The sequence below is a fragment of the Collinsella sp. AF29-7AC genome (assembly GCF_003475665.1).
GTDB lineage: Bacteria > Actinomycetota > Coriobacteriia > Coriobacteriales > Coriobacteriaceae > Collinsella.
In genome coordinates this window covers 62,516-74,843 of record NZ_QRQX01000013.1, presented here as the reverse complement: position 1 = coordinate 74,843, position 12,328 = coordinate 62,516, and the positions used below count along the sequence as shown (strand labels likewise).

The window sequence follows — 12,328 nt, the reverse complement described above, 5'->3', positions numbered from 1 at the left end:
TCCAAGAAATGGGATGCAGTTCAATTTAAGTCTGTCCCCAATGAGTGCCGGGACTGTCCCCAAGTGCCAGCAGGAAAGGAACGTCCCCAAGTGACGGGTTACGGCTAGGCGTGGGATTTGGCGTGTGCGAGGGCTAGGCCTACGGCGGCGATGGCGGCGGCGAAGAGCACGGTGACGCCCAGGTCACAGACGATGTCGCCCAACACGGCAGACGTCAGGTCCGAGGCAAGCGCCTTGCCGATTGCGTCGTTCACCCAATACGTCGGCACAAAGTGCGCCACCGTCTGCACGGCCGAGCCCATGAGCGACAGCGGCATCCAGGCGCCGCCCAAAAACGTCATGAGCATGCCGAGCAGGTTGCCCACACCGTTGAGCAGCTCCTCGCGCGCGCCCAGGCTCGACAGCGTAAAGCCAACGGCCAGCGGCGTGCACGCCAGGGCAAACGTTGCCGCCAGCGCCAGGCACACGCGGCCCACGCCGACCTCGGCAACCGCGCCGGCAAAGCCCACGACGCCCATCATGCTCGACACAAGCCAGATGCAAACGGTGAGCACGGCGGCGGCCGCGAACACAGCGAGCGAACGCTGGCGCTCAGAGACCGGGCTGGCATCCATGCGGCGCACGCGCTCGGGCTCGTTCATGCCCGAAAACACCAGTCCCACCGACACGATGACCGACGAGATGATCGCGTACGCGCCAAAGTTGAAGTACGACTCGAGCGTGGTAGCAGCAGTCGAGTCGACCTTGACCTGCTCGATCTGGACCTCCGCGCGCTTTGCGGCCGCGTGCTCGGCAGCTTTGGCGACATCGCTGTCGGAAGCAGCTGGCTCAAGTGCCGCCGCAGCACCCGCAAGCGAGATCCAGCGCGAGGCCTCGGCAGACGAAAGCGCTGCCGCCATGGTGCCGGAGCCGTACGTCACGTCGAGTTTGGGCAGGGCCTCCCCCGCGCGGGCGGCTGCAACAAGATCGTCCTCAAACCCCTCCGGGATAAAGAACACGCAATCGGCGCTGCCCTTGGCGCTGTTGCTCTTGGCGAGCGCATCCGCAAGGTCGTACGTGTCGTCGCCGACGCCCGTGACCAGGTCAAAGCGTGAGCCCAGGTGCTTGGTAAGTGCCCGCGAAAGGTCGCTATTGTCGCGGTCGACCACGATCACGTTGGTGTCGTAGGGCTTGTACTCGGTAAGCTGCGACGAGTTCCAGCTCACCGAAGCCGCGATGAATACGCCCATGAGCGAGATGAACACCGTATAGATGAGCAGGTAAAACGGGTGCGCCAGCGCCATGCGAAGCGCGGTCTTAAAGGTGCTCATAGCGGCTCCTTCCAAAGATCAGCGTAGCGGCGGCGACAAACACCAGGGCCATCAGGACGAGCGCGCCGGCGCGAACAGCGAAGGGCCCCAGGTCCTCAAAGAAATACAGGCGATTGAACATGTCGCAGATGAGCTTGACGGGGTTGAGCCAGCACTCGACCGGACAAGCGCGGGCGACGTCGTCGGCAAGCGCCATCGCCGGCTCGCCGTAGAGGCCGGCGAACAGGGCGCACGTGGTGGCAAAGCCCGTGAGGATGCCCGACTTGGATGCCTTGCCGCCCTTAACGGGAAGCGTGCCCACAAAAAGCCCCAGGCCCGTGGCGGCAAGCGCGGATGCAGCCCCGCCCAGCAGGCACAACCCCTCGCGCCCGCCAAAGTCGACGCCCACGACCAGGCGCACGTAGCCGATCGCAACCGCCATCGATGCAAAGGAAACCAGCCACGAGCCGACAAAAATGCCGGCCAGCGACGCCGTCTTGGAAAGACCGCCCACGCAGCGGCGCGCGCCAAGGCCCGACAGATTAGGCTGCAAATCGACGACGCTCAAGGCGGCAAACTCGGCAGACATCATCGCGACCAGGCCAAAGAGCGCGTAGTAGTAGATGACCGTGCCATCGGGCGTGGCACGAGTCAGGCTCACGCGGCGGGTTCCGCCCTCGAGCGACAGGGCGTGCGCAACCGCCGCCGGATCGGCGAGCGTCGCCGGGTTGTCCTGGGCAATCTGGCGCATGAGCTCGACATTTTGCGTATACGAGCTTGCCGCCGTTTCAAGGATGCTGCGGTCGGTGAGCACCGACGAGGCGCGCGAGCTGTCGTAACTCGACAGCAGCGTGAGCCTGGGCGTGCCCGCGGCATCAACCGTATAGATGCCCGCGACCTCGCCGGCCTTGAGTGCTTTGCGCGCGACAGCCAAGTCTTCGTACTCGCTCACATCGAGCAGCTGATCGTCGCCTGCCTTGGCAAGCGAAGCTGCCACGTCCTTAAAGGTCGAGGCATCCCAGGCCTCGTCCGTCACGACGGCAACCGGCACCGGGTCGACCTTTCCGTCAGAGCTCAGGTTCGCGAACATAAACATGAACATCGTTGAAAGTGCAATGGGAAAGATCGCGCCCCAGACCCATGTACTCGGTCGACGCAATAGCGTCTTGAGCGTGGTGGTGATGGTGTTGAACATGGCCACCCCCTAGTCGCGCAGCTCGCGGCCGGTGATCTCGAGGAATACGTCATTGAGGGTGGGAGGTTCGGAATAGATACGACCGAGCGCCACGCCGTGCGAGCGAAGCACATCGAGGATATCCGTGAGGTTATGTGGGCTCGCCTCGCACGAAAACGTGAGCTGCCCCGCGGTTGCCGCAAGGTCCAGGACGTGCGGCAGGCTCGCAACGGCACCGAGCGCCGCACTCGAAACCTCACCGACCTCAATTACGATCTTCTCGCCCATCTGAATCATGCGCTTGAGCTCGTCGTTGGTGCCCTGCGCTAGCACGCGGCCGCCGTCCATGATCATGATGCGGCTGCAAATCTGCTCGACTTCCTCCATGTAATGGCTGGTATACACCACCGTGGCGCCCTCGTCGCGCAGGCGGCAGATGCCCTCCAGGATGGCGTTGCGGCTCTGTGGGTCGACCGCCACCGTGGGCTCGTCAAAAAAGATGAGCTCGGGCTTGTGCGCGATGCCGCAGGCAATGTTGAGACGGCGCGCCAGGCCACCCGAGAGCTTGCCGGGGCGGAACTTGGTAAAGTCGCCCAGGCCGACAAAGTCGATCGCCTCGTCCACCAGCGCGCGGCGGCGCTTGCGGTCGTTGACGTAAAGACTGCAGAAATAGTCGATGTTCTCGCGCACCGTGAGCTCGTCAAACACTGCCACCTGCTGCGGCACCACGCCCAAGCGGCGCTTGAGGTCGTAGCGGGCGGGCGTCATGGGCTCGCCGAACAGCTCGATGGTGCCTTTGTCGTAGGCAAGCAGCTGCAGAATACAGTTGATGGACGTGGTTTTGCCCGAGCCGTTGGGGCCCAGCAGGCCAAAGATCTCGCCGGGGGCGATGTTCAGGTTAAAGTGGTCGAGCGCGATAAGGTCGTCGTAGCGCTTGACGAGGTTTTCGACGTGGACAATGTCTGTCATGAGGCGGCCCTTCTGTTGATTACGGCCCGGTACGATTGCATCATCGCAGGACCCGCCGGCGCGCGCCAGTGAGCTTTGTCACGAGTGCGAGGGGGCGGAGGCAAAACCCCCGCTCGCGCGAGCGATCGACGCCGCTTTGCCGCGCGGGAGGAATGTCACGGTTGCGCAGGCGGCCCCTCCACCACGCGCAGCTTCGCGTACAATACCCATATGAACAGGCTTTTCGACAAATCGATCGTGCTAGCGTGCTGCATCGCAGCCGCCATGGGCCTTGCTGTCGACGCTCGCCTGGTCGCGGCGTTTTGCCTTGGCGTTATTACCACCTCGCTGGCCGAGCTCGCGCAGGGAGAGCGCGCCCGTCGCGCCAGCGAGGCCGCGAGTTACGCTTACATCATCGCGGCTGTCTTCGTGCCGCCGTTTGTGCCGTTTGCGCCTCTCGCCCTCTATGACATCGCGCGGCGGGTGCGCCGTGAGCACGCCTGGGTCGCGCTGGGCATTGGCATCGCCTTTGTCTTTGCGCTCGTCGCGGACCTTCGCACCGACGCGCTCACCGCCCGAACGCTCCTGCTGACCGCCATCCTTTCGGTTGCCGCCACCTTGCTATCGCTACGTACCGCCCAGCTGGAGCGCGAGCAGCAGCGTATGCGCCGCATCCGCGACGAACTGCAGGAACGAGCCCTCGCGCTCGAAGCGCGCAACCGCGACCTTGCCGATCGACAGGACTACGAGGTCGAACTCGCGACGCTCGACGAGCGTGCCCGCATCGCGCGCGAGATTCACGATAACGTCGGGCACCAGCTCACGCGCGCCTCACTGCAGGCCGAAGCCCTGCGCGTGGTCCACGCCGACGAGCCCGGCGTCGCCGCCGATTTCGCCGACGTCAAGCACACGGTTGACGAGGCGCTCCAGCTTGTGCGCACCAGCGTCCACGCGCTCAACGACAACGCCGTCGACCTTTCCGTGCAGCTCGAACGCATTGTTGAAGGCGCGCGCTCGGACGGCGGTCCGCAGATTGAGCTTGAAGTTATGGCTGAACATGCGCCCGCAAACGTCGCCAACTGCTTTGCGGCGGTCCTGCGCGAGGCGCTCTCCAACACCATGCGCCATGCTTGCGCCCAGACCGTCGCCGTACGGTGCATGGAGCATCCGTCGTTTTACCAGCTCATCGTCACCGATGATGGCACGGGCGGGGTCCAAGCAAGCGGCCGCGGCGCCGCGGAGGGCATGGGGCTCGGCTCCATGCGCGAGCGCGTCGAGGCGCTTGGCGGCACTTTCGCCGCCGGCCCGCGCGCCGGCGCCGGCGGCTGGCGTGTGTTTGCCACCGTTCCCAAACAGCAAGGAGATGAGGCCCGATGAGGCTCATTGTTGTCGACGACGACCGCTTGGTGGTCGATTCGCTCAAGATTATCCTGGGCGCCCAGCCGCAGATCGAGGTAGTGGGCACCGGCGCCAATGGCGACGACGCGGTCGCGCTCTGCGCCGAGCACGCGCCCGACATCGCGCTGCTCGACATCCAGATGCCGGGACGCGACGGCCTTTCGGCCGCGCGCGAGATCCTTGAGCGCGACCCTGCGGCGCGCGTGGTATTTCTGACGACGTTCTCGGATGACGAGTACATTGTGTCGGCGCTCAAGCTGGGCGCCCGCGGCTACCTGATTAAAACCGATGTCGCCGTCATCCCGCCAGCGTTGGCGCAGGTCATGGACGGTAAACGCGTGCTCGAGGGCAAGGCGATCGAGGACATCGATTTTGATGGGGCGGACGACGAGGCCGGCGCGACCCGCCGGCCCGCGGCCTTTGCCGGCCTGACCGACCGCGAGTTCGAAGTCGCCGAGCTCATCGCCCGCGGCCTCGACAACAAGGAGATCGCTGCCACCGCCTATATGGGCGAAGGCACCGTGCGCAACCACATCAGCTCGATCCTAGCCAAAATGGGCCTGCGCAACCGCACGCAGATCGCCATCGCCTACCTGCGAGGGTAGTTGCCCGAGGATCAACCGCTCCGGCATAGCAAAATGGCTGCCACCGATTTAATGCCATTTCAAAACTATGCCGGTTTCCGGGGCTGAGTCACGAGTCCCCAACCATGCCGATATTCGTGAAAATAAAACCGCAGGTAGACGAGCCGTCATTTTGCAGAAAACGCGGGTATGGATGGGAGTCCTGAGTTTAGCCCCGAAAACGGCATAGTTTTGTTTGAACGGTCCTGCGCGAACGCACCCACCAGCCGCGTGGGGCCAAAAATGATCCGTTTTCCTCCGTCCCCGGGGGATCATTTGGCGGCGCCAACCACGAAATCGGCCCATCTACTACGTTTGACTCGATACCCCCGACCATACCCCTGTTTTCCAGAAAACCGCAGGCGTTCTACCTGCGGTTTTGTTTTCGCGTTTTTTGGCATGGTTGGGGGTAAGGGGATAAACGTAGTAGATGGGCCGATTTCGTGGCGGCCCTTCCTCCCCTGCGCACAAAAGTGCCGCCACGGAGAAGGGAGACGTCTCCGTGGCGGCTGGGGGTGGGGGGTGGGGCTATGTTCTGGCTCCCCGCCGGCCGCCCGGGGCCTTTTGGCCCCGGGCGCTGCCAGCGTGCCTAGCGCTTACGGATACCCCAGACCAGGGCTCCGACGCCGGCCATGGCAATAACAAATGCCATGAGCAGTGCAGCGGCCTGCTGGTCACCCGTGGTGGGCAGGAAACCCTTGACCGTCTTGACGATGTTCGTCACGGTCTTGGGCATGCCGGGATCGGGCGTCGGCGTAGGGGTCTCGGGCTTCTTGTACGTGTTGTTGAACACGATACCCTCGACGCTCTTGTCGCCCTTGGTAAAGGCGACGTTCGCCTTGAGGTTGCCCTCGCCGTCGTCGACCACGTTGACGGTCGCGGTAAAGACGGACTTGTCGTAGGTCATACCGGCCTCGTCGCCCTTGACCTCGCTGATGGTGTAGACGTACGCACCAGGCTCGTCGTACTCAAACTTGTCGAAGTTGATCTTGCCGTCGGCATCGTTGGTGACGGTGGACTCGATGTCCTCGCCAACGAGCTTAAAGCTAAACTCGTCCTTCTTGAGCTCGCGTCCCTCGAGCACCTTGATGGCGCCGATGGAGACCTGCGTGGGCATGGCGTGATACTTGTTGGTAAAGCCAGCCGACTCGGTGGTTCCCTCGAGCTTGTGCGTCGCGGTCAGCGTGCCGTCGCCATTGTCGGAGACGGTGGTCACGACGGTGTAGGTCGTACCGTCATAGGTGACGCCCTTGTACAGGCCGAGCGCGTTGGGGCAAGCCTCGCGCAGCATGTATGTGTGCGTGCCGGGCGCCTCGTAGTGGATCGGGCTCAGTGTAACGTTACCGTTAACGTCGTTGGTGCCACTAGCGACAGCCACGCCGTCCTCGAGCAGCTCAAACGTGAACTCGCCAGCTGCAAGGTCGCGTCCGGTCAGACGCTTGACCGTCTTGACCTGATCGGTCACGGACGAATCGGTAGGCGTCACGCTGTAGGTGTTGGTGAACGTGAAGGCCGCACCGTCGCCGCCGTCGCGCTTGACGATCAGATGTCCAGCACCGTCATCGGTCACGGTGTAGGAAACCTTGCGCGTGGCGTTGGCGTCGTTGATCACGCCAGGGGCGCTACCGGACTCGGCCACCGTGTAGGTAAAGGTGTGCGAGCGCGGGGCGGTGGGGGCTGCGGGCTCGGACTCGTCGCTGGGCTCGTCGGCGTTGGCATCAGCGTCGGCGTCGGCCTCTTCAGCCTCTGCCTCGTCGGCCTCAGCCTCGTCAGCTTCGTCTGCCTCGGCCTTATCGGTCGCATCGTCCGTCACGCCCAGGGCGCGGTTGAGGTCCTCGAGCGTAAAGTGGATCTTGCCAAAGTCCACGTTGCCGGCCGCGTCGTTGGTTGCGGTCGTGCGCTCGGGCATCGGGGCACCCGCCTCATCGGCGGCCACGGTAAAGGTAAACTTACCCGTGATGTCGGCCGGGGTCAGGCCCTCGGCAGCCTGGAGCTTCTTGGTGCCGGCAAGCGCGGCGTCAACGGCATCGGCGCCGTAGACGTTCTCGAACAAGGGCTCGATGCCACCGTAGTCGACCGTTGCCGTCAGGGTACCGTCACCGTTATCGACGACGATAACCTTAAAGCCAAAGTACCACGTTGTAGCAGAAACGCCGTTCGGCAGCCCGTGTATAGCTTCGTAGGCCGTGTAGTTAATGGTCCAAGCAAGCTTACCGTCCTTGTCGGTACGATGGGCAAGCCCGGCAGACTCAAGATCGGCAAGCATCTTGGCGTCGTAGTGCAGCGCATCAAAGCTCACGTGCCCACCGATATTGGGCTTGAGATTTTCATAACCCACAAGCTCACCCTGATAGGCGATACCGAACCAGAACTCGCCGTCAACCATCGGGCGACCGGTCAGGGTCTTGGCGGCAACGACCTGAGCAGCGGTGCCACCAGGTGCATCGGTCGTAGCGCTATAGCTGTTGACGAACGGGACCACGGCGCTCTCGACCGCGGCCGCGCCGGTCTTGTACTCGGTCACCAGCGTGCCCTCGGAACCGCCGGAGACGGTCGTCGTGGCGGTGAGCGTGCCGGCGGTGTCGTCGGCGATGGCGATCGTCACGGTGCGGACAGCGTCGTCGTAGGTGTAACCCGGCTGGCCGTCATTCTTCTCGGCAACGGTGTATGTAAAGGTCTTGCCGGCATCAGCCTGCGTAAATTTGACCTCATGGCCCGCCAGAATGTCAATCTGGCCGACTGTTCCCTCTATCGTTGCGGGGGACTCATAGTTGTTGGCCCCGGGCAGCAGGCCAAGTGCGCTAGCCGAATCATCGTCGGCGGGCGTCACGGTAAAGGTGAACTGGCCCTCGGTCATGGGGCGTCCGTAGAGGGTCTTGCTGAGCTTGAGGCCGCCGGCCGCGGCGTAATCGAGCTCAGTGCGGTACGTGTTGGTAAAGCGTCCGTTTTCCTTCTTAGTGACGTTGGCGGTCAGGGTGCCATCGCTGTCCTCGGTCACGGTCACTTCGGCGGTTGCGACATGCGCGTCATACGTCATGCCGACCGTGCTGCCCACGTTCTCGCGAATCTCGTACTTATAGGTTCCGGCGGCAGCGTAGTGAATCTTGCCGAACTTGATGGCGACGATGCCGCCCTTCGCGTCCTTCTTGCTCACGGTTACGGTTGCGGGATCGGGCAGCGGGGTGCCCTCGGGAGCGGTGATGGTAAAGCTAAACTCGTCCCCATCCGTCCAGTCGCGGCCGTCAATGGCCTTGCTCAGGCCAAAGTCGAGCTCTGTGTCGATCGGGGTCACGCTGTAGGTGTTCTTGAAGATCGCAGCCTCGGCATTCTTCAGAACATGCTGGGCACTGAGCGTGCCGTCGCCGTTATCGGTGATGGTCGTCTCGATGGTGAATTTGGCATCACTGTATGTGACGCCCTTGCTGGTGGTTCCGCCGTTGACCTCGTGCAGTGTGTAGGTGTGCGTTCCGGCCTTGTCGTACTTCACGGCGCTCATCGTGATTTTGCCATCGGCGGCGTTGGTGCCGGTGGCGACGACCTTGGCGTCCTTGCCCTCGCCCTTGACGAGCTCGAAGGAGAACTCGCCCTCAGCCATGTCGCGCCCGGTCAGGACCTTGGTCGCGGTGATCTGGTCGGTGACGCTCGTCTCAAAAGGCGTCACGCTGTAGGTATTGGTGAACGTAAATGCCGCGTTGCCGTCCGGGTTGCGGGACACGCTCAGTTTGCCCTCGCCGTCATCGGTCACGGTGAAGGAAACCGTACGCGAAGGCTTGGCGTCGTTGGTCACGCCAGCGACCTCGCCGGACTCGGTCACGGTGTAGGTAAAGGTATGTTCGCGCTTCTCGGGCTTCTCACCCAGAGCCTTGTTAAGGTCGTCGAGCGTAAAGGTGATCTTGCCGAAGTCAACTTTGCCCTTGGCATCATTGGTCACGCTCGTGTTCGCAGGCATGGGCGCGCCCTCTTCGCCGGTCACGGTAAAGGTGAACTTGCCGGCAATATCGGCCGGGGTCAGACCTTTGGCGAACTGCAGGTTCTTGATGCCCGCAAGCGATGCCTCGGCAGCATTCGCGGTGTAGGCGTTCTTGAACTCGATACTCTTGACGTCCTCGGCGCCCTTCAGCTTGTGCGTGGCCACCAGCTGGCCCTTGTCGTTATCGCTGATGGTCGCCACGATGGTGTAGACGGTTTCGTCGTAGGTGATGCCGCCGGCATTGCCCTTGACCTCGCTCAGTGTATAGGTGTGCTCGCCGGCCTCGGTGTACTTAATGGCGCTGAACACAACGTTGCCGTTGGCGTCATTCTTGACGGTCTCGATAAGCTCAGAGTCCTCGCCCTTGATCTCGCGCAACTCAAAGCTAAACTCGCCGTCCTTGAGATCGCGGCCGGTCAGGGACTTGGCGACCTTGATCTCGTCGGTAACGCTGGACTCAACAGGATCCGCAGCGTAGACGTTCTTGAATTCGGTCACTTCGGGTTCACTCCAGGCCACCTTCACAGCGGCGCTGAGCTCACCCTTCTTGTCGGGCGTCACCGTCACGGTGATCTCCGCGACGTTACCGCTGTAGGCGATGCCGTCAATCGTGGTCCCGGCGTGCTTTTCACTGACCTTGTAGACGTACGTGCCAGGTTCGGCGTATTCGATCGTGCCGAAGCCGATGGCAGCCTTGCCCTGGTCCAGGTCAGCCTTGTGCACGATCGCAGTCGTAGCCGCAGGCATCGGGGCGCCGTTCTCGGACGTCAGGCCAAACTCAAACTTGTCCGTATCCGCCCACTCGCGGCCCTCGAGCACCTTGGTCAGGCCAAACTTCGCCTTAGTATCCACCGTTGCCGGCGTCATGTCGTACTTATAGCTGATCTTGCCGTTGTTGCCCAGGTGAACGTCAACCTCTGTGGCGTTCGACTTGGCAGACATGTTGTTCCACTTGGGGTTGAGCACGTCGGTCGCGGTGCCGGTGGGGTTACCGCCCACGCGCTCCTTGGTGGTGTGGAGCTCGTCAATAAAGGCCAGGCGCGCGGTTCCCTTGCTAAACGACAGGTTTCCGCTCGCGTCGGGCACGATGGCGCCCTCAAAGCTCGCGGCGTCTCCGCCGGTAAACTCAATAACAGCCGTACGGAGCTCGGCCTTGCCGTCTGTGCCCTTCACCTCGAACTCATCCTTGTAGTAATAGATGCCCTCGGCAGCCAGCGAACCCGTTGCGGGCGTTGTGCAGCTTTCATCCACGTAAATGGGGGTCTGCTTCTGGAAATAGTAATAGCGGTTGGAATCCGCGGGCTCAAAGTTGGCAATCGTATCGCCCAGCGCACCGTTCTTCCACTTGCTCGCGTAGAAGTTTACGGTCTTGGAGTCGTCCTTCGCGGTGGTCGTATTGCTCTTAATGTAATCCTCAAGCCCCACTACCTGCTCGGGTGTAAACAGGTTATCGAGCGCGTCTTTCTTAACGCTCGAGGTGTAGCTCACCCGAACGGGCTCAGTATTGTCGACCGTAAGCATGCCATCTTTGGTCTTAAAGTGGCGCAACGGAATCAGCGACGCAGGAATCTTAACCGTTACGATATCGCCGGTCCGGGGCTTGTTCTTTTCGGCATGCTGAACGGTGATGACTAGGTTCGCGGCAGCACCCTCAAATTTGTAGGTGTCGATGTTGCCTTCGGTCTTTATTGCCGGGTTGGTAAACGTCTCGCCGTTGTACACGACAGACGTAAAGTTGTCGACCTGCATAAAGTCGCCCAGCTCGTCAGTAAACGTAATGTAGCCAGACTTATGCTCGCCATAACCGCCGTGAACTTCGGTCGGGTAACCAGCTTGGATAATGCTTCCCGAGATCTCTTCGAAGATTTTCTCGAGCTCAGAGGCGCTGGTTGCCGACTTGTAGTAATCGGAGTTTTCTGCACGTGTGCCAAGCTCATCGCTCTTATACGAATTTGCGTCGGGATAATTGCTCGACACGGCATGCATGAACTTATTCTCTCTGCTTGTGCGCTTTTCCGTGGGGTCGTCATTGGGATTTGCACCGTCAAAGATGCCGATAGCGTAAATGTCGGTACCTTTATTCTTGAGGTTCTTGGCGCTACGGATGGCGCTATTGGCAACCTCGGCCTCGAATCCACTGGAACTCGTAGGTGAGCCATCGGTGAAGAAGACAACGATCTTTTTGGCGTCGGCGCGACCAGACGAAAATACCCCATTAGCCAGCCGTAAGCCATAGTCGGCGCGCGTGGCGCCATTAGGCCTGATGGAGTCGACCGTACTCTTAAGGTTCGTCGCGTCATTGCCCTTGCAGAGCGTCAGCTTCTTCATGGTCTGCGAGTAGTTGCACCTATACCCCCACTCCAAATACGTGTCGTTGCCGACCCAACCAGCCATATTGCCGGAAAACTTTACGATGGCAACTTGATGCTGCTTGGACTCGTCCGAAATCTTTGCATTTTCTTTGGCAATGGCATCGATAAAGCTATTGGCGGCCGTTTTCAGCGCTCTGATACGCTTGGTGGAATCTCCACTGCCCATGGGGTCATTCATCGAACCAGAAGCGTCCAGCACCAGCACGACGTCGAGTGGCTTGCCGGAAACCGTCGTATCGGACGTCGAAGAGATAGCAGACAGCGTGGTCAGAAAATCCGACTCTTCGTTTGCCGCGGTTTCCTTGACCGTCTTATCGGTCCAGATTCGACCGATGTTTTGAGTTGTCACTTCCTTGCCATCATAGCCGCCGGCCCAGAACTTCCAGTGGTTACTGGTGTCGTAGTCGACGACCTTTCCGGTCATTGTCGGTCCGTCCATACCGGTGCTGGACCTGGCGTTGGCCTCGGGCAGCATGGCAAATGCTGCAGCCGGCAACACCAGCACTACGGCCAGTATCACCGCCAAGAGACCCCTCGTGTACTTACTCATCGCG

6 protein-coding genes are annotated in these 12,328 nt (G+C 61.6%); 2 read left to right on the top strand and 4 right to left on the bottom strand.

Annotated elements, in window-relative coordinates:
* Positions 1 to 104: 104 nt before the first annotated feature.
* From DWZ15_RS07260 to DWZ15_RS07250, 3 genes are read right to left on the bottom strand one after another with little or no spacing between them, the layout of a single operon-like run.
* Positions 105 to 1,310, bottom strand: coding sequence for an ABC transporter permease (locus tag DWZ15_RS07260; protein ID WP_118450190.1), 1,206 nt, complete (start codon positions 1,308 to 1,310; stop codon positions 105 to 107).
* On the bottom strand, positions 1,297 to 2,484 hold the full coding sequence (locus DWZ15_RS07255; RefSeq protein WP_118450188.1) for an ABC transporter permease: 1,188 nt from the start codon (positions 2,482 to 2,484) through the stop codon (positions 1,297 to 1,299). The genes DWZ15_RS07260 and DWZ15_RS07255 overlap by 14 nt, the downstream gene beginning before the upstream one ends.
* Positions 2,485 to 2,493: 9 nt before the next feature.
* Positions 2,494 to 3,432 (bottom strand): ABC transporter ATP-binding protein, encoded by a 939-nt coding sequence (locus DWZ15_RS07250; protein WP_089573470.1) that lies wholly within the window; start codon positions 3,430 to 3,432, stop codon positions 2,494 to 2,496.
* A 210-nt stretch (positions 3,433 to 3,642) separates the two neighbouring features.
* Here DWZ15_RS07250 and DWZ15_RS07245 point away from each other — a divergent pair, with 210 nt between their 5' ends.
* Positions 3,643 to 4,788, top strand: coding sequence for a sensor histidine kinase (locus DWZ15_RS07245; RefSeq protein ID WP_089573469.1), 1,146 nt, complete (start codon positions 3,643 to 3,645; stop codon positions 4,786 to 4,788).
* Positions 4,785 to 5,414 carry a response regulator transcription factor gene (locus DWZ15_RS07240; RefSeq protein WP_089573468.1) on the top strand — a complete coding sequence of 210 codons (630 nt, stop codon included), beginning with the start codon at positions 4,785 to 4,787 and terminating at the stop codon, positions 5,412 to 5,414. The genes DWZ15_RS07245 and DWZ15_RS07240 overlap by 4 nt, the downstream gene beginning before the upstream one ends.
* A 607-nt stretch (positions 5,415 to 6,021) precedes the next feature.
* On the opposite strand, the gene DWZ15_RS07235 is transcribed toward DWZ15_RS07240, so the two are convergent.
* On the bottom strand, positions 6,022 to 12,324 hold the full coding sequence (locus DWZ15_RS07235) for a Spy0128 family protein (protein ID WP_118450186.1): 6,303 nt from the start codon (positions 12,322 to 12,324) through the stop codon (positions 6,022 to 6,024).
* Positions 12,325 to 12,328 lie beyond the last annotated feature (4 nt).

Bases quoted from the DNA above. Each gene is read 5' to 3' on its own strand.
- DWZ15_RS07255 (WP_118450188.1), bottom strand. From the start codon at position 2,484: ATGTTCAACACCATCACCACCACGCTCAAGACGCTATTGCGTCGACCG.
- DWZ15_RS07260 (WP_118450190.1), bottom strand. From the start codon at position 1,310: ATGAGCACCTTTAAGACCGCGCTTCGCATGGCGCTGGCGCACCCGTTT.
- DWZ15_RS07235 (WP_118450186.1), bottom strand. From the start codon at position 12,324: ATGAGTAAGTACACGAGGGGTCTCTTGGCGGTGATACTGGCCGTAGTG.
- DWZ15_RS07250 (WP_089573470.1), bottom strand. From the start codon at position 3,432: ATGACAGACATTGTCCACGTCGAAAACCTCGTCAAGCGCTACGACGAC.
- DWZ15_RS07240 (WP_089573468.1), top strand. From the start codon at position 4,785: ATGAGGCTCATTGTTGTCGACGACGACCGCTTGGTGGTCGATTCGCTC.
- DWZ15_RS07245 (WP_089573469.1), top strand. From the start codon at position 3,643: ATGAACAGGCTTTTCGACAAATCGATCGTGCTAGCGTGCTGCATCGCA.